Origin of the sequence: Achromobacter sp. UMC71, from assembly GCF_014170305.1 — a bacterium.
In the GTDB taxonomy this organism is placed as follows: Bacteria; Pseudomonadota; Gammaproteobacteria; order Burkholderiales; family Burkholderiaceae_B; genus Achromobacter.
The window spans coordinates 122,665-148,977 of sequence record NZ_LZZT01000039.1; the positions used below are offsets into that span (position 1 = coordinate 122,665).

Here is a 26,313-nt window from a genome sequence, read left to right on the forward strand (position 1 = left end):
TCAGGGCGGAAAGATCGAGGCAGGCGGTTCAATGCGTCGGGCAGCCTTGGTCATGCTCGGGCGACTGCGGCACGATCAACATCACGAACGGCTGCGCCAGGTCCAGCGGCGGCGCCTTGTCGAGCACGGCGTCGTCCAATGTGCGCACGATCGCCTCGTCCTTGCCTGCGTCGCCCGTGGAATCGAGCACCTGGGCGCCCTCGATGCGGCCCGCGGGCGAGACCTCGAAGCTGATCGCGGCGCGGTAACCGCCCGCGCGGGTGACGGCATTGCGGCACAACGCGTCGCGCACGCCGGCCTGGACCACGCCGTAATAGCTGCGGTAGAAGGCGCCGCGCGCGGCATTGGATTTACGCGAAGCCGGCGCGCCGCCGCCCGCGCGGGGCGCCGGCTGCAGGATGAATGCGTTGGCGGCGGTGTATTCCGCGGCCAGCCCCGAACCTTCGATCAGCATGCGCAAAGCAGCCTCCGGCGTATAGATTCCCTTGACGGCGGCCGACCGCCGCCCCACCGCCAATGCGGCGCGATACACCACCGAACTGCCGGTGACGTTGCTGTAGTGTTCAAGCGCCGATTGCAGCGGCTGCGCGGGAATGTCGAAGTCGAACAGGCGCTGGATCGGCTCCTGGGCGCCGGCTGGGTGCCAGCACAGCGCCGCGCACAGCCACAGCAGGGTCCAGCAGACTGTCCAACCGCGCCGGCCGCCGCCCGCCAGCCTCTTGCCCGCCCTGATCGGCTCCTGATGCATGCCCCGCCCTTGTCCCGCCGCGGCGGCTGACGGGGCGCGCCGCAACACGTCGTGCTAATCGGTGAATGGGCAATGTAGGGCGCGCTTGTGACTGCGGCGTGACAGCGAATCGTCAGCATTGGAGCAAGCCGCAAACCCGCCGCAACGAATGGCGGGGCCGGACCCGCCCCGGCCCTAGCCCCCGGGCAACCCGCGCTGCTCCGGCTCGGTCAGGCGCGCCTTTTGCGCCGGGTCCAGCTCGCCGTTGCCGACCATCTGGAAGATGCTGCGCGGGTCGTAGCCCTGGGGCTGCGGCGCCGTGCCGGGACGTGCGGCGCCGGCGGGCGCGCCACCGTCCGCCGCCGCGCCGGACACGGGCTCGCTGCCATAGCCCAGGATCTGCACGTTGATGATGGACGGCAGGTTGCGGCGCGCCGCCGCCTGCTGCTGGCGCGCGGTGTCCTGGGCGCCCTGCGTGGCGCCGGCCGCGGCGGCGCTGGCGCTGGTCAGGGCGGCCACGTTCACCGCCGCCAGGACCGGCACGCCGGTGGCCTTGCCCTGCCCCACCACGTTGGCCGCGTTGACCACCTGCAAGGCCGCCAGGTTGACATTGCCCGAGAAGCGGATGCCGGCCTCGCCCGCGTCGATGGTGCCCAGCGGGGCCACCAGGTCCACGTCGCCGCGCGGCACTTCGGGGATCGGGTTGAGCGTGGCGATGCCGGCCCCGGTGCTGGGCACAGTGGGCGACAGCGTCACGTTGCCGGCGTCGTCGTACAGGCGCCGCTGCGGCGTGTACACCACGGTGCTCTTGGAACCCCGGCCGCTGTTGATGTCGCCTTCGGCCGACCAGCCCAGGATATTGCCGCCGAAGGTGGTCATGACACGGCTCTGGCCGAGCAGGATGCTGCCCTTGGCGTACATCTGGATGTCGCCCGCGCCCTGGGTGACGATGCCGGCGGTGGACGGCGGCGCGGCGCCTTCGACGCCGAAGACCATCTGCCCGCCCGGCGCCATCATGTGGATGGCGCCGCCGAACAGCGTCTGGATGCCCGAGCCCCCGAACAGGGTGATGTCGCCCTGATAACGGATGGGCTGACCCTGCGCGTCCGTATCGGGATACAGGGCGGCGATGGCCTGGCGGCCGCGGGCGTAGCTGCCGGCGCGCGGGCCGGCGGTGTCGTTGTATTCGCGTCCGCCCGCGGTCAGTTCGGCGTAGTAGACCTGGCGCAGAAACACGCGCTGCTGTTCGGCCGGCAACGCATCGAAATAGGCGCGCGCCTCGCCGGCCGGGCCGGTGTAGCCGTGCAGCGTGCGCAGCCAGTCGGCCAGCTCGCCTTCGTAGGTCTTGACGCGCTTGCCGGGCTGGCTGGCCAGCGGCTGGCCCGGGTCGGCGCGGTTGGCCGGGTCCAGGTAGCGCTTGGCGAAGGCCAGGTAGTCGCCCTGCCCGCCGGCGCTGGCGACGATGCCAGCCCCGCCCTTGCCGGTGGCCGGCCCGCCGTCGATCAGGCCCAGGCTGGTCAGGCGGCCCTTGTCATCCTGGGTCAGGTTGCGGCCGGCGGTGACTTCCAGCCAGCCGGGGCCGGCGATATCGACGTTGGCGTAGAGGATGTCGCGGCCGGCGACGATGCGCGAAACGTCGGTGGGTTGCTGATTCAGGATCAGGGCTTTGAGGTTGACGATGTCGCCGCCGGCCTGGATGCTGGCGGGACGCGCGGCGTGGTATTGGTTGCCGGAACCGAACGTCAAGACCGTCCCCGTCTGCAAACCGACAATGTCACCGCCCGCATAAAAGCGCGCGATGCCGGCCTTGGCCACGGGCGGGCGGCCACCCGCCGAATCCACGCCGAAGGCAAACAGGCTGCCTTCCGCGCCGGTGGCGTTGGTGGCGTTGATCAGCCCGTTATCCCAGGCCGCCACGTAGGCCGGACGTTCCGGCGTGGGTACGCGCGCCGGGTCCGCACCGGACACGCTGCTGCGGTAACCGCCACCATACAGCCCGGCCCCCGCGAGCAGCTCGACGCTGCCCGAGGCGCCCGGCGCAAAGACCCATTCCGTCGATGCATTGCGAGCACTGGCGTGGTAGTAAATGCTGCCAGACGCCGCTACCGCGCTGAAGCGCGCAGGATAGGCGAACACGCCCGCATAGGCGCTGGCGCTGTATTGAAAGCTGTTCTTGCCCGCTTCGCCGTCATTGTGCGTGGCCGCCAGCGGCGTGACGGCGCCACCAGCCGCGAACAGGTCCAGCGCCGTGCGTTCGGTCCACAGCGAAAACCAGCTGTTGGCGCCGCCGGGTTGTTCGACGCCGTCGTGGATGAACGGCATGGCCGCAAGCTGAAACATCCTGCCCGCGTCGCCCACGCCGCCCAGCACCACATCGCCCCGCCCATCCAGGCGGGCAACGGCGTCGCCTGTCACGATCGCCATGCCGCCCGATGGCGCGGCCAGCGTAGGACGCCGCGGATCCATACCGCGAAGGTCTGACGCATCCGCAAGGCCATAGAGCGGATCCACCCGACCGATACTGCGCGCGCTGACGGTGATCGATCCGCGCAGATTGGTCAGGACCCCGTTGACATCGGAATACGGGCTGATGATGTTGCCGCTGCTGTCGCCAAAGCTGGTTCTCAACGGATTGATCGCTCCGCCGACGCGCAGGCTCAAGTCTCCGCCGCCGGTCGAGATACGGCGGCCATCGGGCGTGACGCGCCCCGTACTGCCCACGGCCAGCACCAGCCCCTGCACGGAGGAATAGCTGTTCAACAGCGTCGCGGGCTGATCCAGCACACCCGCGTCTCCCCCCACGTTGACAGCCAGATTGCCGCCGCCCAGCGTACCCAGGCCGGTAAAGCCTTCTACCGAGATGCCGGCTGTGTAGTACGTGGAAAAAAACGCCGACGGCAGATAGGTGCCGAAGTTGATCCACCACGCTGTCTGCTGGCCGATGCCGGCACCGCCCTGGCGCCACAGCCAATAGCCAGGATAGCTGCCTGGAGCCGCTGCGGCGCCCCGCGGATCCAGTCCGTCGAATCGCGTGGGCATCCCGCGCACTGCACCACGCATGTCGCCCTGCACATTGACCAGCAGATCGCCGCCGCGTTCGGGATACCAGGCCGCATACTGCCCGCCCGTCACCAGCGGTTCATAGCTGGCCGCGGCCGCGCCCAGTACCGAGCCGAAGCCGTCCGTCTGGCTCATCAGCTCGTCAAAGGCCCGCGGCAGGTTGTAGGCCTCGCGCCCCAGGGCATCGACGATGGGGTTGCCCTGCGCGTCGCGCGCCGTGTCGGCGGGCGTGCCCGCGGTGTAGATGCCGTAATGGGAACCCTGCTGGAAATTGCCGCCCGCCAGGATGTCCAGATCGCCCCGCCCCGTGCGGATCACACTGAAGATGGGCGACTCGCCCAAGAGCCCGAAGCTCAGGTCCTGCAAATAGTGAGGATCGGACAGCTTCACATGACCGCGGTCGCCCAACTGCGAGGCCGGCCGCAGCGCGCGGGTGTCCGCCGAATCCAGGTCGGCGCCGCCCGCCAGCCGCAGGCTCCACGATGACGCTCCGGCGCCCAGCATGGGCGCGACGGCCCAGATACGGCCTTGCACGCCATCGGCGTCCAGATCGCGCAGGTCCACGGTGTTGCCCTGGAAGCGCAGATCGGTGCCGGAAGGCAGGTACGCGCCGGGTGCCAACGCCAGGTCCCCCGACAGTGCCAGGGGCGCATTGAAGATGGACAGCGGTGTGCCCTTGGGAACGGTAAAGGCCTGGACCGCAATGAGCTGGTTCAGTGCCATGCCAGCCCCCAGCGTCGACCCGGCCGGCAGCGTCAAGGCCGCCGGCAACACGCTGCCCTTGGCATAGCGCGTGCCGTCCACCGCCACCACGTCGGCCCCCAACACCGTCCCCGCTGGCAAGGTCAGCGGCTGGGCCAGCGTCACCGGCGCCGGCAGGCGCACGTTTGCTTTGAGGGTGTTGGCGTCGATCGGCAAATCGTAATTCAGGGACTCATTTTCGGTGGTGGGAAACACCGTGCCCCCGGCGCCACCACGCAGCGTCACGGCCCGCGGCAAAATCAGGCTGCGGCCGGCCAGGTCCACGCCGTTGGCGTCGTCCATGCCGGCGCGGCCGATCAGGCGCCAGGCGCGCGTGTCGTCATCGGTCGCCAGCGGCGGCGCGAAACCGTCGGTGATGCTGCCGTAGATATTCAAATCGCCCTTGGCCCGCACCAGCAACACGCCGGCCTCGCCGAAGCCGCGTTTGGCCGGATCGTTGCGATCCGCGCCAGGACCGTAACGGTAGTTGGACAGGTCCAGGTCCCCCTCCACCCGCAAGTCGCCGTCGGCGCTGCGGCTGACGATCTCCACGCCCGGACGCAGGGAATATCCGCCTAGCCGCGCGCGCAGCGCCGCATTGGCCAGCGCGGCGTTCATGTAGGCGACGCTGTCGGCATCGATCAGGTCCAGATAGGCCTGGGTGATGACCTGGGGCGTACGGCCGGTGATATCCGGGGCTGCCGCCGACGGCGCGTCGTCGTAGCGCCGGAAGGCGTTGACCGACACCCGTTCGGCGCCCTGCACGCGCGGCGCGCCCAGGATGTCCAACGCCACATCGTTCGCGCCCAGCCGCGGCGCATTCAGGTCCAGCGTGCCGCGGGCGCGGCCGTCGTTCAAGCCAGGGCCGGTGCCCGTGGCCACGGCAGTGCCGGCGCGCAGGTCAATCGCCGCGCCGGCGCCCAGCAGCAGGCGGCCCTGCGTGGCGGTCAGTTCCACCACCGCGCGGTTGGGGCTGTCGATAATGTCGCCGCGGCTGTCCACGCGCAGCAGCGTGCCGTGCGCATCAAGCGTGCCGTTGACGATCAGGTCTCGCATCGCCGACAGGCGAATGCTTCCCACCTGCGCGCCGCTGGCGTCGATCAGGCCGTTCACCGTCAGGCTGCCGCCGTCGACCGCGATGTTGACGCGCCGGGCCTTGACCTCGTTGCCGATGACCAGATCGCCGCGCTTGATCTGGAAGGCCCGCGAGCCGGTCACACCGCCTTCATTGAGCCGCTGGTTCAGCGCCACGAAACCGGCGATGGCCTGGCCGCGCAGCGCGATGCCGCCGGCCTCGAACGGCACGATCGTGCCGCCCGCGTCATACTCGCCGCTGGCCTGCCCGCGAATGATGCCGCGCAGGTCAATCAGCCCCGCGCCGGCATCCAGCGCGGTAGCGGTGAGCCTGCCCGCCTGGTTGTGGCGCGCCGACAGGTCGATGACCGAGCCGGCCGCCTGCAGGATGTTGCCCTGGCGGCTTTCCAGGTCCACATCGCCGCCCCAGCCGTAGCGGGTCTGGTCCATCAAGGTCACGGCGCGGCCAGCCAGATCCAGCCGGGCGCCGTCGGCCAGCGTCAGGCCCTGTTCGGCTTGCACCGTCAGTTTGCCGCTGGGCAGGACGATGGCACTGGCCAGCTCGACCTGCTTGCCTTGCAGCGTCAACGTGGCGCCCCACGGCGCCGACGTGTCGGCCGGGGCTGCCCCGGCGCCACCCAGCCGCAGCAGGCCGCCCGAGGCCAGACGCATCACCGAGCCTTCCGAGCCCGTCAGCATGGGGGTATGCATGACCAGGGCGCCGCCCTGGTACTGGAACTTGCCGTCGACGAAATCGCCGCGCGACTGGTAGACCTCCAGACTGCCCTCGCCGCCCGCGACGATGCGCTCGGCGGCGGCAAGCGACACGGTGGCAAAGCCCAGGGCCTGGCGCCGCATTTGCTGGTGCGGAATCTGCAGGGTGCCGTTGGCGTCGCCCAGCACGATGCGGCGCGCGCTCAGGTTCAAGCTGCCCAGGCCCGTGCCGGCCCCGCCGGTGGCGATGGCGCCGGGTTCGGCATTGGCGACGCCGTTCCACACCAGCGTGTCGGTGGACAACGTGGCCACGTCGGAGGCCGTGCCGTAGCCGTAGATGGCGGGCGTGTTCAGCACCAGTTGGGCCAGGCTGGACTTGCCGGTGGCGGCATCCAGCGTGCTCAGGTTGACGGTGCCGAAGAAGTTGATCGAATCGCGCAGCGAGAGGATCACGCGTTCCAGCGCGGGCGCGCCGACGCGGGTGTCGCCGTCCAGCAAGCGCCGCAACAGGTCCTGGGACAGGCGCAGGCCGCTGGGCAGGACGCCGCGCGCCTGCGCGTCGGCCAGCGCGGCGTCGCTACCGGCGTTCAGGCTGCTGGCCGCAACCACCAGGTTGCGCGTGCCGTAGCGCAAGGCGTCGTGCAGTACCAGGTTGTTGCTGCCGAAGACGACCGAGCCGTCCGAGTAAAGCTGGGCGGGGCCGCCGCAGGCGGTGGAAGCGCAGGCACCCAGTTCGATCTTGCCGGATTGCGCGTCGATGCCGTTGGTGAAGTCCAGCCAGCCGTTGGACACAGCCAGGATGATGTTGCCGCTGCCGCCGCCGTACTGGTAGCCCTGGCGCGCGTCATAGGGCGCGGCGCCCGTGCCCAGCGCATTGATGGACGCGCCCTGTTCGACCGAGACCGACTTCAGCTGCGGGGCAATCAACATGACCTCCGGCGCACGCAACCGCGCGCCGGACCGCAGGATCACATCGCCACCGCCCCTGGACGTGACGACCAGCCGGGGGTCGGAGCCGGATACGGGTTGATAGGTCCAGCCGCCCAGCGATATCCGGCTGGCGCCCACTGCGTTCAGGTCTTTGTCCCGGATCGCGACGCTTGCCGGATTGGCAATGCCCGGGGCATTGACGATTTCCAGGGCGGCGCCGTCGGTACGCACCACCAGTTGGCCGCCGTAGCCGCCTTCGCCCCGCGTGAAGCGTGCCTGGCCATCGAAGCGCAACGCAGGCGAGTCACTGGCTGCGGGAACATTGCGGTAGTAGAACTCCAGCGCTGCCGCGTCTGCCGGCAGCATCGGGCGCGGCTGGCCGCTGCGTGTGGCCTGGGCCAACACGAACGCCCGATAATCCATTTCGTTGTACTGGGCGTGCCGCCGCAGCACATCTCCCGGCGTGACCAACGCCTGCCGCGGCATGCCATCCGCAGTGCCGGTATTGGATACGCCGCGCGTGGCCGCCACCGACCACGAACCGCCTCGCAGCGAACTGGCCGCTCCGCCCAGCGCGCCCTGCCCCAGTTCGACGCGGAAGGCGCCGGGCAACAAGGCGTAATAGGACGGCAGCAAGGTGTAGGTGCCCGCGGGCAAGCCGGGAATCCCCGCCCCGAGCGTGACCGTCTGTCCCGGCCGCGGACGCGATCCCGCGTAGCCTGCCGCGTCGTCGCGCGGCGCCACGGGGGCATAGCCGTCCGTCAAGCCGGGAACAATGGCGTATACCGGACGCTCGCCCAACGTCGGCAGATCGAATCCGCCCGTCACGGGATCAAAGCGCGGCAAGGGATGGAACAACGGATCTGTCGACCCCCCACGCCCGCTCACGAAGCCCGCGCCTGCCAGCGTCCCGCCGCCGGATAGATCGATGACCGCGCCCGGCGCTACCGTGATCGCACCGCCCAGCAGCGAGACCCCGCGCACCAGGTCGGAGAACCCCATGCCGCCGACGCCGGTGTTCTCGACCGCCACGCCCTGGTACAGGTAGCTCAGGCCGTCGATCGTGCCGCCGTAGGGAATGGTCAGGCCCGCGGCGCTGACCGATGTCAGGCTGCCGGGTAAAAGCCGCAGCTGCCGGTTGATGCCGTTGATTCCGATACCCAAGACGATGCGGCCCAGGGGCGCAAATACGGCGCCGCCCTGTTCGACGTTGGGCGCGTTCAGCGTCAAGGCGCCGAACACGGACAACGGCGCCACGGCCGCCGACGGGCCCGCCACGCCCTGAACCCGCAGGACCCGGCTGGCGTCGTAGGGCAAGCCCACGCCCTGCCACCCCGCCACGGCCAGGCCCTTACTGCCGGTCGCCGGGTAGACGCGCTGGGCGGCCAGCACCAAGTCACCCGCCGTCAGGACGGCGCTGGTAGCCAGGTGACCGCTCAAAGGGATATCGCCAGCCCCCGGATCGGCCGGCAGAAAGCGCAGGTCACCGCGGCTGCGCAGCGCCAGCGTGTCGTAGCCGCGGCGCTCAATCGCGAGCTGGCCGCCGTTGTTCAGCCGGGCAACGCCAGACATACCGGTGTTGACGCGGTTGCGGATATCGATGTGATCGGCCTCGACCTGCAGTAGCGCCGCCGCCGGCAACGCCGACGGCTTCCAGGCATTGAGCGTGGCGTCCACTCCTTGCGCGATGGCGGGCGTCAGGCCGGTGCGCCCGCTCAACAGCACATACGGCGCCAGGAGGCGGACCGTGGCGCCCGCCTGCGTATTACCCAGCGCGCCCTGATACAGGCTGATGGACTGCCGCGCCTGCAGCGTCACGTCGCCATCGAAGGTCAGCAGGTCGCGGGCATACAGCGACACATCGCCAAAGCCGCCGGCGGCGATCTGATCCACGCCGATACGTCCCACGCCGTGGGTCAGCGCAGCGTTTGCCGGCGTGGCGCCGGCCGGCAACAGGCTCGGGCCCGCCGCTTGGGTGACGAGCAGTTCGCGCGGACGAATCAAGGCATCGGGCGTGCCCGTGGCATACAGCGGCGTGTCGAGCTTGAGCGACAAGGCGCCGCCGGCCGCGTCCGGGGCGCCGGCAGCGGCCCGCATCGTCCCGTCCAGGTACAGGCCTGCCATGGCCGCCAAGGCGATTTCACCGCCCTTGCCGCCGATCCGCCGTGCGCCCGCGCCCGCGCCGTCGTCCTGCGCAACATCGACGGTCATGACGGAACCCGATGCGTCCAGCACCGCGCCGGGCCGGATCACCACGAATTCACCGTCGATGGCGATGCGGCCGCCATCCCATTGCTTGCCATAGCGCCGGCCGCGAGCATCCACCGCCGCCGCGGCGATGCCGGCCACGTCCAGCCGTGCCCCGGACTCGACCCACACCGAGTTGAGCAGGCCGCCCAGTTGCGCGGTGGTGCCGGTGTCATCCGCGCCGCGCGCCACCACGATTTGCCCGCCGGGCGCGCGCAGCGTGCCCTGAATCCGCATCAAACCACGCGCTTGCAACCGGATGGCCTGGCCCGGGTCCACCTGCACCACGGCGCCTTCGCCGATCCGCAGCGTCCCGGCCGGCGTCGATGCCGACGGCACAAAGGACGACAGCGACAGGCTCGCGCCCAGGCGCTGGGCCATTCTGCCGGTTGCCGCGTTCTCCTGGAACAGCGGCGGCGTCCACAGCGCCAGCGTCTCGTCCAGCGTCAGCGCCCGCGGATCCGGCGTCTGGGATTTCAGGCGATACACCGGCATCGCGACGTCCAGCCGCATGCCGTCGGCAACCGTCAGGTCCTGGACGCCGTTGACCTCGTAGCGCGCAAAGCCGCGTTGGAACAGCTCGCCCCGCAGCAGCAGGCCATCCGTACCGGCGCTGGCGCCGGCCGCGTCGCTGATCAGCACGCGGTTCGCGCCCAGGCGCAGGGTGCCTCCGCCGGCCACGCCATAGCCGTGCACCATGCCGTCCAGCGTCACGCCGACCGGCCCGGGCCCGGGCACGCTGTTTTCCGGACGCGCGATTTCCAGCGTCACGTCCCCACCCTTGCCGCCGACCAGCTTGCCCTTGATGTCCAGCACCGCACCCGACCGCGCGTCCAGCAGGCTGCCCGCGGCCACCGCCACCGCGCCGGTACTGCGCAGTGCGATCTGGCCGCCGTTGCGCCAAGCCAGGGCATCCGTATCTTGCGGCGTGCGCCGCAGATTGGCCCAGCGGCCGCTGACGTCAATCGTCGCGTCCGAGGCCACCTCGACGCGCGCCGACGCATTGGCTGCGGGCGGCAGCCACGCGTCGCGCGCCACGCCCGGCAACACGTTGCCGGCGGCAACCCGGCCCGCTCGCGCCGTCAGGCCGCCCTGAATGCTCACGTTCGGCGCATACAGTTCGATCAGCCCCCCCGCTGCCACCTGCAGGCCTCGTTTGACCGTCACGTCGCTGGACGCGACCGCGGTGATCTGCCCCAACCCCAGTTCGCTCAGCGCGGCCGCGTCCAGCCAGACCGTATCCCGGCGCTCCGGTGGCAAGGCATCATTCCAGCCCAGCGTCGCCGCCAGCGGCGCCATGCCGTCCGTGAACAGAATTTGCTTGGCCGCCGCCGCCAGGTCGTAGCCCGAGCTGAGGAGGTTGCCGCTGGTGACCTGGCCCGGCACGTAGCGGCCCACGATCAACTGGCCGGCCTGTGCCCGGGCCAGCTGCGATTGCTGATAGCCCGTTTGCTGCCGCAGCCCCGCTTGCACCGCCTGGCGCGCCTGGGTTTGGCGTTCACCCTGGAAAGCCTCGCCGACGATCTGGCCCTCGACCACCGCCGAACGGGTGCCGATCACCAGCCGGCCGGCATCCCGCCCGGCCGTGTAGCCGTCTTCGTAGCGCTCGCGCGGCGCCAGCAACGCATTGTAGAAATAGCGGGTGGCGTTCTGGCCCCAGCGCGCGTGCGTATCCTCGAAGCCGCGATACAGCCCTTTGTACAGCAGGTCTCCGGGCGCCTTGGATATCTCGTACAGGCGGCCATCTTCGCCCCGCACCCAGCTTTGCTTGATGGTGCCGGCGGCCACGTCCAGCGTGCCGCCCGAGATATTGATCAATGATCCCTGGCGGGCGACCAGCTCGCCGCCTTCCACCGTGACCGTGCCGCCCACCGCGGCCCACTCGCCGATGCCGTGGCCGGTGGTGCCCAGGTAGCCGCCCACTTCAAGCAAGCCCCCGCCGGTGTACCAGCGATCGCGTTCGTACCCGTTCACACCCTTGGCCACCTGCACCAGCGCACGGCGGTCGACCCAGATATCGCTGTTGTTCAAGGTCTTGCCGTCACGGCTGAGCGGCGCGTCGCGCAGTTCGTTGCCCTGGATATTGATCTTCAGATTGTTCGATTCCATCGACACTTTCACGCCCACCGCGCCGGCCACGTCCAGCACCGCGCCGTCGCCCAGCAGCGTGCGCCTGGTGGCGGCAATGGCGATCTGGCCGCCCGTTGCCAGCGCCAAGGCGCCGCCCTGCACGTCCACGGTAGCGCCGCTGGTGATCTCGATGCGCGATTGATCGCGACGGTCGGGCAAGGCACTCAGGTGGTCGAAGGCCTGGCCTGCCTGCCGATAGGGATCGGCCGGGCCGGCCGCCAGGCCCGCCAGCGCGTCGCGCTGCGCGTCCAGCGCGGTCGTGCCGTCGTCCTGTACCAGGACCAGCGTGGTGGAGTCCTGGCCCAACAGTACGCTGCCGGTACCGTCGGTCGTGGAGTTCAGCAGGTGCACGGTGCCCCTTGCGGTCACTGACGTGGTGGAGACGGCCACGCCCTGCTGGCGCACGTCGTGCCCGGTCAAGGTGATATCGCCTAGCGGCGCCAGGATCAGGCCGGTATTGGCGGCCACCCCCGCCTGGCTGCCGGCGTTGCGGCGCGCGGATACCTCGTTGCCGCGGGTGGTGGAGATGATATTGGCGTCCGACCCCAGCCCGCGCCGGATGATGAAGGTGTCGCCGGCCGCCAGCAGCGCCTGGCCGTTGGGTGCCGAAATCTGGCCGGCGTTATGGACCTCGCGGCCCAGCAGCAGCACATAGCCGCCGCCTTGGGTTACGCCATTGGGCGCGGCCGTCTGGATGCGGGCGCCGGCCTCGACGCGCACGTCGCCGGTGGCATTACCGGCGCGCGCGGCGTCGCCCAGGCCAGTCAAGTCATTGCCGAAGCTGGGCGTATAACGTTCGTTGGCGCCGTCGCCGGTCTTGCCGCTGTATAGCCCCTTTCTGAACTGGTCGTCGCTCATGCCCACCGCGGCAGCCACCAGGTTGCGCGTGTTGACCTGGCTGCTGCCCGAGAAAACGACGCCATTGCGGTTGATCAGCATCACCGTGCCAGGGGCCTGGATCTGCCCCTGGATCTGGCTGGGGCGCGCTTGGGGATCATTCACGCGGTTCAGCACCGACCACGCCGTGCCCTGCTGCTGGAAGGCGACCGTGGTGTTGCGGCCGACGTTGAAGGTCTCCCAGTTCAGGATCGCCTTGTCCGCTGTCTGCTCGACCGTGACGACGGTGCGCCCGCCCGCCACGGCCTGGGACCCCGCCGACAAGGGGCGGGCATTCAACCATCCCGCTGTCAACGGATTGGCGTCAACCTTCAGGCCGCCCTCGGCCAGGCCGTCCGGCACGGACGACCCCTGGTTTATCGCGGCCTGGCGCGCGGCGGCCTGCGCCGCCTGCTGGGCGGCAATGGCTGCTGCGCCCCGGTTCAGATTAGCCAGCGAGCGCTGCAACTGCTCGTTGGCGCGCTGCTGGTCGCGCAGCGTCGACGGGATACCGGCCAGCCCCCCGCCCGGCAAACGCCCGGTCGCCGCGGTCTGCGCCTGCGTGGCGCGCTTGTCGGAGAACCAGCCGGGCCCGAACGCCGGGCCGGCCGCCAGCGCCGGCGTTGCCGACAAAGCCAGCACCAGGGCATGCATGGCTGGCGACAACCGGAATGCCGGAATGCTTCGCGCGCTGCGATTGCCGTTACGGGTTGCCCTGCCTGCGTGCTGATTCATGCCGACTCTCTGATTCTGGGGATGTGCGCAATCGCGCGGCTTGCGGCCGCGGCTTCCGTCATGATGTGTCCGGAAGATGACAGCGGCGGGAAAAAAGGTGTGGAGTGGCGTAACACTGCCGGCCGCGCCGTCAGCCCCGCCCGGCGAGATCGCCGCAAATGACGGGATTGCCGATGTTCAACCGGCTGCTGTCACCCACGGGGGTGACAAAGGTAGCCAGCAGGCGGGCCCGCACCGGGGCGGGCAGCGGCACCATCTGGTGGTTGGACACCCGCAAGGTGTCCTCGTAAAAACGCTTGAAGAACAGCCTGATGGCGGCCGCGACGGCCGGATCCGCGTAGCACTGGCTAAGGACGACGTTGGTGGTCCCCACTATCGGGTAGCCATGCCGCGGCTGCGAGACGATGCGGACCCAATTGGCGGGATTGCCCGGGTTGTCGGCCGATGACCAGCCGGAGTCCGAGGGGTGGCGCAGCGCAGGGCCGCCAGGCAGCCCGGCGCCATCGTGCGATTGCATCGCCGCGGCGACGTTGGCCGGGGTAGGCAGATACGCTACGCCGTCCTGGGCGTTGACCAGCCAGGCGGGTTTCAAGCCCGCCGTAAAGGCGGCGTCCGGCCCCGTATAGGTGATGGCCGAGACGTTGCCCGCCATCACCAGCGCAACGCCGGCCTCGCCCTGCGCCGCCACGAAATGCGGCGGCAGCAAGCCCGGCTTGAACGCGTCCTTGAACACCGCCCTGCCGCCCAAGGCAACCGGCGAGTCCGCGCCGCACACCCCCGCCAGGTGCCGGGTCAGCAATTCGGTCGCGCCGCTGCCGTCGGCGCGGTACACCACCTTGAACGCATCCAGCCCCGGCGCGACCGCCACGCCCAACTGGCTCCAGCGGTCGATCCCGCCCGAAAACACCCGGCAAAGCTGCCCCGGGGTCAGCGTCACCGGTTCGGCGGGCCCTTTGTACGACACTGCCACCGACACATAGGCCGCCGGCATCTGAATCAGCGGTCCGTGACCTGCCGGGTCGCCGTAGCGGCCGGGCCCCAGGGTCAGGTAATCGTCTATTTGCCTCTGCGTCAGCGCCGAATCGCTGCCCACCCAATGGACCGGGCCAGTGCGCTCGAACGCCGCGGAATCGTTGGTCAGGAACGCGCGCAGTCCGGCCGAGCTGCCGGTTGCCACATACGACTGCAGCCCCGTGGCCGGAGAACTCGCGATTGCTTCCTGGTACAGCGGCATGGGCAGCCAAGCCCCGCCCGACAGCACATTCTGCGCCAGCGCGGCGCCACCGCACGACGCGGCGGCGCAGGCCAGCAGGCCTGCCATCCCGCCAAGACGTTTACGCATTTCGCCCTCCCTTGTGACGGCATTGCCGGCGCGGCCTGCCGCGGCCACCAGAAAAAAGGGCGGAGCGCCCGACCACCCGGATGCTCCGCCCTGCTCTGCTTTTTTGCTGCTTACTGAACTGCTTGCTGAACCGCCGGATCGATCAGCCGCGGCCGGCGTAGCTACCGCAGACGGTGGCGTTACCGATGTTCAGGTTGGCGTTGGTGCCGTTGACGAAGGCAGCCAACACACGAGCGCGGTTGGCCGGCGTCAGCGGAACCAGCTTGTGCTGGTCAACCTTGCCGGGGTTGGCGCCACCGACCACCGAGTTGGCGGCCGAGTAGTGCGAGGTCAGGAAGCTCTTGACCGCGGTGGCGACTGCAGCGTCGGTGTAGCACTGGCTGATCACGAAGTTGGTGTAACCCACGATCGGGTAGCCAGAGGCCGGGTTGACCGTCGAACGCACCCAGTTGAACGGGTTGGCCTGGTTGTTGGTATCCAACCAGCTAGCGCCGGCCGGGCTGCGTTCGACCGGACCGGTGGCCAGCGGCAAGGCGGCAGCGCTGCCCAGGGCAGTGCTGACGTTGGCCGAGGTCGGCGCGTAGGTGGCGTTGTTGTTGGTGTTGGTCAGCGAGGCTTGCTTGAGCGCGACGGTGAAGGCGGGATCCGGGCTCAGGTAGGTGATGGCCGAGGCTTGGGCGTTAATGGCCGCGGCCACGCCGGCGCTGCCGGTGGCGGCCGTGAAGTTGGCGGGAGGCGTGTTGCCGGGGAATTCCTGGGCAAACGTGCTCTTGCCAGCGAAGGCGACGTTCGAGTCGGCGCCGCAGACGGCTTGCAGGTGGCGGGTCAGCAATTCGCTGGTGCCGCTGCTTTCCGAGCGGTAGATCACGGTGAACGCGTCGGGGGCCGTGCCGGACGACACGCCGACTTCGCTCCACTTGGTGAACTTGCCCGACAGCACGCCGCACAGTTGCGCCTTGCTCAGGGTGATGTCGGCCGTGGGGCCCTTGTACGAGATCGTGACGGGCGTGCCCACCGACGGAATCTGCAGCAACGGGCCGTGGCCGGCCGGATTGCCGATCTTGCCCAGGCCGGTGGTCAGGTAGTCGTTGATCTGCGCTTGGGTCAGGATCGAGTCGCTGCCGGCCCAGTGAACCACGCCGGTGCTGTCAAAGCCCGAAGCGTTGTTGGTCAGGAAAGCGGTCTTGCCCGCGCCGCTGCCCTTGCCGACGTACGGCTTGAACGTGGGCGCGAAGGCGGAGATTTCGTCCTGATACAGCGGCAGGGGCAGCGTGGCGCCGCCGGACACCACGACTTGTTGGGCCAGGGCAGCGCCCGACAGGGACAGCATGCCGACCGCCGACAGCGCGGCGACCAGGGAATTGCGATTGAACATGTCTTGCTCCTTGCACTCGTTTAGGAGAGAACTGCTTATGGAGAAAAGAACGGATGAACCCGAGAACGCATCCGGCGGCACTCTGCTAGAACCTGCCTGACGCGTTGAAAGCATCTTGAATAAACGAGGTGACAGCGCAGGGAAAAAAGGTGTGGAGTCAGGTAAGAATGTGCGGAGATGTGCGGAGTTCGCGGCCTGCGCGGTGGCTCGGCGCGCACCGCGCTCACCCCACCATCTGGTTGATTTCCATGATCGGCAGCATCACCGCCAGCACGATGGTCAGCACCACGCCGCCCATGATCAGGATCATCAACGGCTCGAGCATCGCGGTCATCGCCATGGCGCGCCGTTCGATGTCGGCCGACAGCGTCTGCGCGGCCCGGTCCAGCATGCGCGACAAGGTGCCGGTCTTTTCACCGCTGGCCACCAGGTGGCACAGCAGCGGCGGAAAGACCTTCTGCTGGCGCAGCGCCGCGCCCAGGCCCGAGCCGCCTTCGATGCGCGCGGTGGCGTCCCCCACCGCGCGCCGCAGGCAGTCGTTGGCCAGGGTCTGGCGCGCCGCCTCGAGCGCGCGCAGCAGCGGCACGCCGGCATCCGACAGGATGGCCAGCGTGGCGGCGAAACGCGCGGTATTCACGCCCAGCGCGAAGCGGCCGATCATCGGCAGGCGCAGGATGCGCGCGTGCCACGCCAGGCGCGCGGATTCTGCCCGCTGCGACAGCCGCCAGACACCGAACAACAGCGCCGCGGCCAGCGCGTTCAGGCCGCCCCAGGTGCGCACGTACTCACTGGCCGCCAGCATGGCGCGGGTGATCCACGGCAGTTCCTGGCGGGCCTGCGAAAACGCGCTGACCACCTGCGGCACCACATAGGCCAGCAAGAACACCACGATGCAGATCGACACCACGCCAACGATGGCCGGGTAGATGAACGCGGTCAGCACCTTGGCGCGCAAGGCGTTGCGCGCTTCGATGTAATCGGCCAGGCGTTCCATGATGCGGGCCAGGTCGCCGGAGTCTTCCCCCGCCTTGATCAGCGCGCGGTAGATCGGCGGAAAGTCGCGCGGCCGCGATGACAGCGCGTCGGAAAAGCGCTGGCCGCCGCGCACGTCGGCGCGCACGCCGGAGAACGTGTCGGCGATATGCTTTTTTTCGGCCTGCTCCACCGTGGCAGACAACGCGCCTTCCAGCGGCAGGCCAGCGGCCAGCAGGCTGGCCAGCTGTCGCGTGGCCCAGGCCAGGTCGCTGTCGGACAGCTTGGCCGCGAACAGCTCCATCGAGCCCGCGCCGCGGGCGGCCGTCACTTTCAGCGCCAGCGCGGTCAGGCCCTGGGCGCGCAACTGGGCGCGGGCCGCGCGCGGCGTGTCGGCGCTCAGTACGCCGCGCTGGATCTTGCCTGCCGCGTCGGCGGCCTCGAATCGAAAGTCCGGCATGGCTTGCCCTACCCGTCCCGCGTGACGCGGATGATTTCTTCGCGCGAGGTCTGGCCCGCCTGCACCCAGCGATCACCGTCTTCGCGCATCAGCTTCATGCCCGCCCGCTGCGCGGCCACGCGCAGCTGCTGCTCGCCGGCGCCTTCGTGGATCAGGCCACGCTGCGCGTCATCGACGATGTAGAGTTCGTGGATGCCGGTGCGGCCGCGATAACCGGTGTGGTTGCAGGCCGGGCAGCCCACGGCCTCGAACAGCCCGGGTTCCTGGGCCGCTGGGCGCCGGCAATCCTGGCACAGCCGCCGCACCAATCGCTGCGCCAGCACGCCCAGCAGCGACGACGCCAACAGAAAGCGTTCGACGCCCATGTCGGTCAGGCGCGTCAGGGCCGAGACGGCGTCGTTGGTATGCAGCGTGGCCAGCACCAGGTGCCCCGTCAGCGACGCCTGCACCGCGATCTGGGCGGTCTCCAGGTCGCGAATCTCGCCGATCATGATCACGTCCGGGTCTTGCCGCAGGATGGCCCGCAGCGCCACCGCGAAACTCATGTCGATCTTGGCGTTGACCTGGATCTGGCTGATGCCCGGCAGGTCGTATTCCACCGGGTCCTCCACCGTCAGCACGTTGGCGGTGGCCGCGTCGATCTGCCCCAGGGCGGCGTACAGCGTGGTGGTCTTGCCGCTGCCGGTGGGGCCGGTCACCAGCACGATGCCGTGCGGCTGGTGCACCAGCCGATCCAGCTCGCGCAGCACGCCGGGCGCCATGCCCAGCTTCTCCAGGCGCAGCCGCCCGGCTTCCTTGTCCAGCAGGCGCAGCACGGCGCGTTCGCCGTGGCCGGTCGGCACGGTGGACACGCGGATGTCGATAGGCCTGCCGCCCACCCGCAGCGCGATGCGGCCATCCTGCGGCAGGCGTTTCTCGGCGATGTCCAGATGCGCCATGATCTTGATGCGCGAGATCAGCGCGGCGTGCAGCGCCCTGCGCGGGCTGACCACGTCGCGCAGGCCGCCGTCGACGCGGTAGCGCACCACCGAGTGGGTTTCATAGGGTTCGATGTGGATGTCGCTGGCGCCGTCGCGCGCGGCCTGGGTGAACAGCGCATTGATCATGCGGATCACCGGCGCGTCGTCCTGCGCGTCCAGCAGGTCGGTGATCTCGGGCATCTCATGCAGCAGCCGGTCCAGGTCGACCTCGCTTTCCGCCGCGCCCACCACCGACGCCGCATCGCCCGAATCGGCATAGGCAGCGGCCAGCAGGCCCTCCAGCTCGGCATCCAGGACACGGCGCAGCGGCAGCGGGCCATGGCGGCGCCGCACCTCGGTCACGGCCCAGGCCGGCGTCTGGTCGGTGATGACCAGCTCGCCGGCGTCGCCGCCCAGCCAATGCAGCAGCGCCCGGTGCTGGCGGGCCCAGGCGTACGGCAGCTTGGGCAGCGGCGCGTGGTGGTCGCGCGCGTTCATGGGCGGCACCGCGTCATGGCATTACCTTTCTGGACGAAGAATGGGACGAAGCCGCACGCTGCCCGCCAGGCCTTCGCCCGGCGCCTGACCGGGGCTGGCGTCTTCGGCCTCGTCCTGGCGCAGCAACGCGACGCGCGCCAGCGTCAAGGGCAACGGCGCCGTCCCGGCCAGCAACCAGGCCGCCAGCGGCGCCGCTGGCGCACGGTGAAAGGTGATCAGCCAGGCGCCGTCAGCGCTTTCGTCCGGGACGACCTGGTAGTGGCCCGCCAGACCGGCCGCATCCAGCCAGCGCGCCAGCGCGTCCACCGACACCGCCGCCGGCCGCGCGGCGGGCGCGGGGCCGGCCTGACGCAGCAGCGCGTGCAGATCGCGGGCCGCGGCATCCAGGCGGCGCAGTTCCTCGCCGCTGCGCTCAATGCGCGTCAACGCCGGCTCGATCACGGCCAGCCAGCTGCCCGCGCCGGCCACCACCAGCGCGCACAGCGCCAGCAGCCGCCGTTCGCCGGCCGCCAGCCGCGACCAGGCCGCCGCGCCTTGTTGATGCCAGCCGCGCCAACGCGCCCGCCAGCGGCCGCGCCAGGCGAGAGACCCGCCGAGTGAACCAGGTGGCGGCGCCAGCGTCATGACCGTTGCGCCGGTTTGCCGCTGGCGGGCGGCGGCGCGCGCCGCAAGCGCCAGCCGGTGGGCGTGGCCTGTACCTGCACCCCACCCTGGCGCGCCGCCTGCACCCAGGCCGGCGCGGCGGCCTGGGCCTCGTCCACGCCCGCCGCCGGTTTGGGCCGCGCGGCGGGCGGCAGGTCCAGTTCCAGCCCGCCGGCCTCGTAACGCCAGGCCTGCACCTCGCCCGCCGCGAACGCCATGTGCTCACTGGCCGCGCGCAGCAGAAAGCCCAATTCGGCCCAGTCGTCGCTGCCACCCTGGCGCAGCGCCAATTGCCGCTTGGCCTGGCCGAGCGGGTCCACCACCGCGCCGACGGCCGGAAACGCATCGCGCACGGCCTGCGCCAACTGCTGCCGCGCGTCTTGCACGGCTTGGTCCAGGCGCCAGGCGTACAGGCCCAGCCCGCCCATCCACACCAGCGCCGCGGCGGCGGCCAGCGCGATCGCGGTGCGCCAGCCGGCGGTGGACGCCGCGCCGCCCGTTTGCAGGGCCGGCAGGGACCATGGCATCGCCGCCATGACGCCGCAGGCCGCTTCCGGCAGCACGATGTCGCAAGCGTCCGGCGACGCCGGCAGCGCAATGGGCGGCTGCCACCAGGCAGGCAACCTGTCGATCCATTGACGCGGACCCAGGGCGCAGGCCTGAGCGTCCGCGCCCATCACGCGGGCCGCCGACGGCTCGGCCGGGTTGCCGTCCTCCAACGCATACAGCGCGCCCACGCCATCGGCCTGGCGCGCGATCAGATAACCGTCCAGTTGCCACAGCGTCCAGCCCCCTGCCGTCTCGGGCAGCCACAGGGACGCAGGCGCGAACGCCACGGGCGCCAGGCCGCAAGCCGCGATCCGCGCCTGCAGCGCGTCCGCCGCATCGCCATCCAGCCAGGCCACGGGCACCCGCCCGTCGGCGCCACGCGCGCCATGGCCGACGCGCAAGCTGTCACCGTCGCCCAGCGCCAGCGGCTCGATCGCGTCTTGCACCGCGATGCGCAGGCGGGCGCGGGCCAGCGGCGGCACCGCCACCGCGGTCAGGGTGAGATCTTCGGGATGCAGGAACGCGGTCACTTTGGCGCCCGGCCAGCGCCGGCCCAGCTCGGCCAGACTCAGCGGCGCATAGCGGCGCCACGCGGTCTTGTCACCCACCGCAACGGCCAGCGGCGTATCGACGGCAAGCGCGCGCAATGGCGGCAACAGCACGCGGATCGAGGCCATTCAGGCGCCTTCCCGCGACCAGACGATCTGCGCGCCGCCAGCGCCGCTGCGCGCCAGCAATGCCTTCAGCGGCACGACCAGGCCGCCCAGTCGCGCGGCGCCAGTCAGGCTGAACCACGCGCTGGCGACCGATACCCGCGGCGTCTCGATGCGCGCGGCCGGCGAGCGCGATGCCGCGCCACCGTCGGCCGTGGCGTTGGCCCCGTTCAAGCGGTTGGCGAAGTCGCCATCGTTGACGAACCAGAGCCCGGCGTCGCGCTGCGCCACCATGGCCTTGGCCTGTTCCAGCGACAGGCCTGGCACCCGCGCCGCGATCACCTCGGCGCGGGCGGTATTGACGTTGACCAGCGTCACGCGCGGCAGCACGGTCACGTAGGGCCGCAGGCGCGCCAGCACCGCGGCGTCCACTCCCGGCAGGCCGGCCAGTTCATCCAGGTTGCGCGGCAACGGCGGCTGGCGGCCCTGCGAACCGGCGCCCGGCTGCGACGCCAGGATGCGCTGCGCGATGGCCAGGCCCGCGTCCGGCGCCACGCCGAGCAGCACGCACAGGCGCAGCAGCTCGTCGACGCCGTCCTGGTACAGGCGGCCCTCGAATACCAGGTTGCGCAGGTTGAATTTGCCTTGCTCGTCTTCCAGCCGCCCGACAAAAGCGGCTTCACGGCCCGGACGCTGCAGCCGGGTATCCACGATGGGCGCCGCCCAGTCGCCGTCGGCGCGGGTCGCGGCATTGCGCTGGCCATCTTCGCGCAGCCGCTTGCGCGCCAGGCCCAGCCCCGCTTCGAGCATGGCCTGCGCCTGGGCGCGGGTCTGCGCCGCCTGCACCGCGCGCAGGAAGGTGTCCTGGCGCTGCAGCAGCGACGCGACGATCATGGTCACCGCCGCCACGACCAGCAGCGCGCTGATCACCGCCATGCCGCGTTGGCGCTCACAGCTGCCAGGAACCGATGTCGGCATTGCCTGCTTCCCCATCCGGTTTGCCATCCGCGCCCAGCGAAAACACATCGATCTCGCCGCGCGTGCCGGGGTTCAGGTACTGGTACGGATGCCCCCAGGGGTCGTTCGGCAGCCGGTCCAGGTAGGCGCGCCAGGCGTTGGAGGCGCCCGGACCCGACGCGGGCCGTTCCACCAGGGCGCGCAGGCCCTGCTCGGTGGTGGGATAGCTGCCGGTGTCCAGCCGGTACAGTTTCAACGCCTGCACCAGCGCGCTGATGTCCTGGCGGGCCGCGACGGCGCGGGCCTGGTCGGGACGGTCCAGCAGCCGCGGCACGATCAGCGCGGCCAGGATGCCCATGATTACGATGACCACCATGATCTCGATCAGCGTAAAGCCACGCTGCCGGCGCCCGGGCGGGTACTGCCTATCCGTCGTTAACCGGCCTGCTTTCATCGCGCTTGGACTCCGAGGCAATCACACAGGGGCCCGAAGACGGCGGCGCCGGCGGCAACAGCCGCCCACGCGCCTTTCGGGTCCGCACAGTGTGGCCAGCGCGGATTGCACGCATTTGACCTATTGTGTGGAGCTTTGAAAGCTGGCTTGGCGCCCTGGCCTACGGGCGGTTGGCCTGCAGCAGCTTGGCCAGCAGGCCGCTCAACTGCGCCTGTTCCTTCGCATCCAGCGCCGCCAGCACCTCGGCCTGGTTGCGCACGTGCGCCTGGACCGCCTCGTCGATCAGTTTGAGCCCCTGGCGCGTCAGCATCACCAGCGTGGCGCGGCCGTCGCTGGGGTTGGCGGCGCGCTTGACCAGGCCCGCGGCCTCCAGCCGGTCGATGCGGTTGGTCATGCTGCCCGACGAGATCATGGCGTCTTCATACAACGCCGTTGGCGTCAACGCATAGGGCTTGCCGCTGCGCCGCAGCGTGGCCAGCACATCGAATTCGCCGGGCTGCAGGCCAAAGCGCGCGAACAGCGGATTGATCCGGTCGCGCGAGATCACCAGCGCGCATTCGGCCAAGCGCCCCAGCACGCGCATCGTCGACACGTCCAGGTCTGGCCGCTCCCGGTTCCATTGCGCCACGGCGCGGTCTGCTCTATCCATATCCATGTTGACTTCCCTGGTTATCTTGACGTCAAGATAAATCCCACTTATCTTGACGTCGAGATATTTTATCGGAACGGGCCGGGCATGGCGCCCCGCCGTCCGTGCTGGAGCCATCGTGTCTTTTTTCCGTATCAATAATGCCTGGCGCATCGGCGCCATCGTCCTCGTGGGCTTGAACCTGCGCCCCGTGCTGGCTTCGGTGCCGCCGTTGCTGGACCTGGTGCAGGCGGCCACCCGCCTGTCCGATTCCGCCGCCGGGCTGCTGACCGCCCTGCCCGTGTTCATCATGGGCCTGGGCGCCCTGGCGGCCGCGCCGCTGCGCCGGCTGGTCAACGAACAGCAAGGCGTGGCCCTGGGCCTGGTGCTGATCGCCGCGGCCACCGCCGGCCGCCATTGGGCCAGCCTGCCCCACGTCATGCTGGCCACCGGCCTGGTCGCGGGCCTGGGCATCGCGGTCACGCAGGCCCTGCTGCCGATCTACATCAAGACGCGCTTTGCGGCGGCCGCCAGCGGCGTCATGGGCCTGTATTCCACGGCCATCATGGGCGGCGCGGCGATTGCCAGCGTGGCCGCGCCGCTGGCCGCGCAAGGCGGCGCCTGGCCCGACGCGCTGGCGCTGTGGGCCGCGCCTGCCGCACTGGCGCTGGTGTGCTGGCTCGCGGTGGCACGGCGCGCGGCATCGGCCGCGCAAACCTCGGCCGGCGCGCCCCGGGCGCGGGCGCCGCGCAGCCGGGTCTGCCTGCTGGCCACGTTCTTCGGCCTGGGCACCGGCGCCTACACCCTGGTGCTGGCGTGGCTGTCGCCCTACTACACGGCGCGGGGCTGGACGCCGCTGGCGGCCGGTCAATTGCTGGGTGCCGTTACCGTGGCCGAGATCGTCGCGGGCCTGGCCGTGTCAGCCGGTATCGGCCGCTTGCCCGACCGCCGCCCCGCGCTGTACGCCGCGGTCGGCGCCTTGCTGGCCGGGCTGGCCGGCCTGGTCGCCGCGCCCGACACGCTGGCCTGGCCCGCCGCGGTGCTGGCCGGCCTGGGCATCGGCGCCCTGTTCCCGCTGTCGCTGATCGTCACCATGGACCATGCCGCGACGCCGGCCGAGGCCGGCCGCCTGGCCTCGCTGGTGCAAGGCGCGGGCTATCTCATCGCCGCGCTGTTCCCGTTTGCCGCGGGTCTGGTGCGCCAGCATCTGTCCGACCTGGCGCCGGCGTGGATCGCGATGATGCTCATCTGCCTGGCGCTATTCGCGATGGCCGCGCGCTTGCGTCCCGCCGCAAGGCGCTGAGGGAATGCGGGACTTGCGCGCGCATTGGCATTCAGAAAGCCGTCGATACGCCTAGGGATTTCCCGCAATTGTTTCGCCCTTGCCGCCTTGCGCGGCAATTTTTTTGCCTCCCTGAAAGGTGATCGGAAGTTTGAGTTTTTAGACTCCCGCATTCATTGGACTGTCAGCTATTTTTCAGACCTCAGTCAGGTCTAAGAAAAGCAACAACAAAGGGAGGAATGATCCAATGCAGTCAAAACGCAGCGCCATCAAGCGCGAGCTCTGGGCCGCAGGCACGATGATCGTGCTGGGCCTGGGCGCCATCGCGCAGGCATCCACATACACACTGGGCAGCCTGGCGCGCATGGGCCCGGGCCTGTTCCCCGCCATCCTCGGCGTGATCCTGGTCCTGCTGGGCCTGATCATCGCGCGCATGGCCTACTCGCCGCTGACCGTCGAGGAAGACGCCGAAGAGGTCCCGCCGCCGCAATGGCGCGGCTGGGGCTGCATCATCGGCGGCCTGCTGGCGTTCATCCTGTTCGGCAAGTTCGGCGGCCTGGTTCCCGCGACCTTCGCGCTGGTCTTCATTTCGGCCCTGGGCGACCGCGACCACACCTGGCGCAGCGCCGCGGTGCTCGCCGTGGGCGTGACCCTTCTCGGCGTTGCCGTTTTCTCGTGGGGCCTGCAGTTGCAGTTCCCGCTGTTCCGCTGGGGCTGATCGATGGAAATCTTCAATAACCTGATGCACGGGTTCTCCGTCGCGTTCGCGCTGGACAATCTGCTGTGGGCCGTGTTCGGCGTCTTCATGGGCAACCTGATCGGCGTGCTGCCGGGCATGGGCGTGCTGGCCGCCATTTCGATCCTGCTGCCGCTGACCTACACCATGACGCCCACCGCGGCGCTGGTGATGCTGTCCGGCATCTACTACGGTTCGCAATACGGCGGCGGCATCACCTCGATCATGCTGAACCTGCCGGGCACCGCGTCACACGCGGTGGCGTGCCTGGACGGCAATCCGCTAGCCCGCAACGGCAAGGCCGGCTCGGCGCTGTTCATGCTGATGTTCTCGTCGTTCTGCGGCGCATCGGTCGGCATCCTGGCGATGATCCTGTTCTCGCCGCTGCTGGTGGACGTGGCCTTCAAGTTCGGGCCGGCCGAGTACTTCTCGATGATGATGCTGGGCCTGCTGGCCGGCGCGACGCTGGCCAAGGGGTCGGCCATCAAGGGTGTGGCGATGGTGGTGGTCGGCTTGCTGCTGGGCGTGGTGGGCACCGACGTCAACACCGGCACCATGCGCTTTCACTTCGGCATCCTGGAACTGAGCGATGGCCTGCAGATCGTGGCGCTGGCGATGGGCTTGTTCGGCGTGGCCGACTTCCTGAAGAACATCAACCAGATCGGCGGCGATACCAAGGTCACCAGCGGCAAGATCAGCATGAAGTCCATGCGCCCCGAAGCCGGCGACATCAAGCAGTCGCGCGGCGCCCTGGTGCGCGGCACCGCCATCGGCGCGGCCTTCGGCATCCTGCCGGGCACCGGCCCGACCATTGCCTCGTTCATCTCGTACGCGGTGGAAAAGAAAGTGGCGCGCGAGCCGCGCCGCTTTGGCCGCGGCGCCATCGAAGGCATCGCCGGCCCCGAGGCCGCCACCAGCGCATCGACGCAGACCAGCTTCATCCCCACCATGAGCCTGGGCATTCCCGGCGATCCGGTGATGGCGCTGATGCTGGGCGCGTTGATCATCCACGGTATCCAGCCGGGTCCGCAGATGATGATCGAGCACGCCGACATGTTCTGGGGGCTGATCGCCAGCTTCTGGGTCGGCAACGTGCTGCTCCTGCTGCTGAACCTGCCGCTGATCGGCATGTGGGTGCGCCTGTTGACGGTGCCGTTCCGCTACCTGTTCCCGGCGGCGCTGTTCTTTGTCTGCGTCGGGGTCTACAGCACCAACAACAACCTGTTCGACGTGGGCATGGTGACGTTGTTCGGCGCCGCGGGCTACGCGCTGATCCGCTTGCGCTTCGAACCCGCGCCGCTGCTCTTGGGCTTCGTGCTGGGGCCGATGGTGGAAGAAAACTTCCGCCGCGCCCTGCTGCTGTCGCGCGGCGAGCTGTCCATCTTCGTGACGCGTCCGATCAGCCTGGGCTTCGTGCTGGCGTGCGTGCTGCTGATCGCGCTGCTGCTGGTGTCGGCGGTGCGTCAACGCAACAAGGCGCGGGTGGCCTTGGAAACCTCCAGCTCCACGGCCTGATTCTCATCCGGCCAGCGTAAGCCACTGCAGCCGCCCTCGGGCGGCTGTTTTTCCTTG

14 protein-coding genes are annotated in these 26,313 nt (G+C 69.9%); 3 read left to right on the forward strand and 11 right to left on the reverse strand.

Going from position 1 to position 26,313, the window contains the following annotated elements; all coding sequences use genetic code 11:
* Positions 1-28: 28 nt before the first annotated feature.
* From A9974_RS19455 to A9974_RS19505, 11 genes are all read right to left on the reverse strand, one after another.
* The gene (locus A9974_RS19455) at positions 29-748 is read right to left on the reverse strand and encodes a secretin and TonB N-terminal domain-containing protein (protein WP_183005812.1); all 720 of its coding nucleotides are present in this window, start codon (positions 746-748) and stop codon (positions 29-31) included.
* Positions 749-922: 174 nt separating this feature from the next.
* A complete protein-coding gene (locus A9974_RS19460; RefSeq protein WP_183005813.1) occupies positions 923-13,234 on the reverse strand; it encodes a filamentous haemagglutinin family protein in 12,312 nt (4,103 codons plus the stop codon).
* Positions 13,235-13,364: 130 nt separating this feature from the next.
* Positions 13,365-14,576, reverse strand: coding sequence for a substrate-binding domain-containing protein (locus tag A9974_RS19465; RefSeq protein ID WP_183005814.1), 1,212 nt, complete (start codon positions 14,574-14,576; stop codon positions 13,365-13,367).
* 142 nt (positions 14,577-14,718) lie between these two features.
* Positions 14,719-15,951: a substrate-binding domain-containing protein gene (locus A9974_RS19470; protein WP_183005815.1), complete on the reverse strand. Its 1,233-nt coding sequence runs from the start codon at positions 15,949-15,951 to the stop codon at positions 14,719-14,721.
* Between the two features lie 223 nt (positions 15,952-16,174).
* On the reverse strand, positions 16,175-17,383 hold the full coding sequence (gene gspF, locus A9974_RS19475) for a type II secretion system inner membrane protein GspF (protein WP_183005816.1): 1,209 nt from the start codon (positions 17,381-17,383) through the stop codon (positions 16,175-16,177).
* 8 nt (positions 17,384-17,391) lie between these two features.
* Positions 17,392-18,840, reverse strand: coding sequence for a type II secretion system ATPase GspE (gene gspE, locus A9974_RS19480; protein ID WP_220806034.1), 1,449 nt, complete (start codon positions 18,838-18,840; stop codon positions 17,392-17,394).
* Positions 18,841-18,861: 21 nt separating this feature from the next.
* Positions 18,862-19,464, reverse strand: coding sequence for a type II secretion system protein GspM (gspM, locus tag A9974_RS19485; protein WP_183005817.1), 603 nt, complete (start codon positions 19,462-19,464; stop codon positions 18,862-18,864).
* Positions 19,461-20,708, reverse strand: coding sequence for a type II secretion system protein GspL (gene gspL / locus A9974_RS19490; protein WP_183005818.1), 1,248 nt, complete (start codon positions 20,706-20,708; stop codon positions 19,461-19,463). Before gspL ends, gspM begins: the two co-directional genes overlap by 4 nt.
* The gene (gspK, locus tag A9974_RS19495; RefSeq protein ID WP_183005819.1) at positions 20,709-21,662 is read right to left on the reverse strand and encodes a type II secretion system minor pseudopilin GspK; all 954 of its coding nucleotides are present in this window, start codon (positions 21,660-21,662) and stop codon (positions 20,709-20,711) included.
* A complete protein-coding gene (gene gspG, locus A9974_RS19500) occupies positions 21,634-22,095 on the reverse strand; it encodes a type II secretion system major pseudopilin GspG (RefSeq protein ID WP_183005820.1) in 462 nt (153 codons plus the stop codon). Before gspG ends, gspK begins: the two co-directional genes overlap by 29 nt.
* 160 nt (positions 22,096-22,255) lie before the next feature.
* Complete coding sequence (locus A9974_RS19505; RefSeq protein ID WP_183005845.1) at positions 22,256-22,744, reverse strand: MarR family winged helix-turn-helix transcriptional regulator; 489 nt, start codon at positions 22,742-22,744, stop codon at positions 22,256-22,258.
* 118 nt (positions 22,745-22,862) lie between these two features.
* Here A9974_RS19505 and A9974_RS19510 point away from each other — a divergent pair, with 118 nt between their 5' ends.
* The 3 genes from A9974_RS19510 to A9974_RS19520 all read left to right on the forward strand — a co-directional run bounded on the left by A9974_RS19510 (position 22,863) and on the right by A9974_RS19520 (position 26,256).
* Complete coding sequence (locus A9974_RS19510) at positions 22,863-24,026, forward strand: MFS transporter (protein ID WP_183005821.1); 1,164 nt, start codon at positions 22,863-22,865, stop codon at positions 24,024-24,026.
* A gap of 226 nt (positions 24,027-24,252) precedes the next feature.
* Complete coding sequence (locus A9974_RS19515) at positions 24,253-24,723, forward strand: tripartite tricarboxylate transporter TctB family protein (RefSeq protein WP_183005822.1); 471 nt, start codon at positions 24,253-24,255, stop codon at positions 24,721-24,723.
* A 3-nt stretch (positions 24,724-24,726) separates the two neighbouring features.
* Positions 24,727-26,256: a tripartite tricarboxylate transporter permease gene (locus tag A9974_RS19520; RefSeq protein ID WP_183005823.1), complete on the forward strand. Its 1,530-nt coding sequence runs from the start codon at positions 24,727-24,729 to the stop codon at positions 26,254-26,256.
* Positions 26,257-26,313 lie beyond the last annotated feature (57 nt).

Bases quoted from the DNA above. Each gene is read 5' to 3' on its own strand.
- A9974_RS19455 (WP_183005812.1), bottom strand. From the start codon at position 748: ATGCATCAGGAGCCGATCAGGGCGGGCAAGAGGCTGGCGGGCGGCGGC.
- gspK (WP_183005819.1), bottom strand. From the start codon at position 21,662: ATGCCGACATCGGTTCCTGGCAGCTGTGAGCGCCAACGCGGCATGGCG.
- gspF (WP_183005816.1), bottom strand. From the start codon at position 17,383: ATGCCGGACTTTCGATTCGAGGCCGCCGACGCGGCAGGCAAGATCCAG.
- A9974_RS19465 (WP_183005814.1), bottom strand. From the start codon at position 14,576: ATGCGTAAACGTCTTGGCGGGATGGCAGGCCTGCTGGCCTGCGCCGCC.
- A9974_RS19460 (WP_183005813.1), bottom strand. From the start codon at position 13,234: ATGAATCAGCACGCAGGCAGGGCAACCCGTAACGGCAATCGCAGCGCG.
- A9974_RS19520 (WP_183005823.1), top strand. From the start codon at position 24,727: ATGGAAATCTTCAATAACCTGATGCACGGGTTCTCCGTCGCGTTCGCG.
- gspE (WP_220806034.1), bottom strand. From the start codon at position 18,840: ATGAACGCGCGCGACCACCACGCGCCGCTGCCCAAGCTGCCGTACGCC.
- gspL (WP_183005818.1), bottom strand. From the start codon at position 20,708: ATGGCCTCGATCCGCGTGCTGTTGCCGCCATTGCGCGCGCTTGCCGTC.
- gspG (WP_183005820.1), bottom strand. From the start codon at position 22,095: ATGAAAGCAGGCCGGTTAACGACGGATAGGCAGTACCCGCCCGGGCGC.
- A9974_RS19505 (WP_183005845.1), bottom strand. From the start codon at position 22,744: ATGGATAGAGCAGACCGCGCCGTGGCGCAATGGAACCGGGAGCGGCCA.
- A9974_RS19515 (WP_183005822.1), top strand. From the start codon at position 24,253: ATGCAGTCAAAACGCAGCGCCATCAAGCGCGAGCTCTGGGCCGCAGGC.
- gspM (WP_183005817.1), bottom strand. From the start codon at position 19,464: ATGACGCTGGCGCCGCCACCTGGTTCACTCGGCGGGTCTCTCGCCTGG.
- A9974_RS19470 (WP_183005815.1), bottom strand. From the start codon at position 15,951: ATGTTCAATCGCAATTCCCTGGTCGCCGCGCTGTCGGCGGTCGGCATG.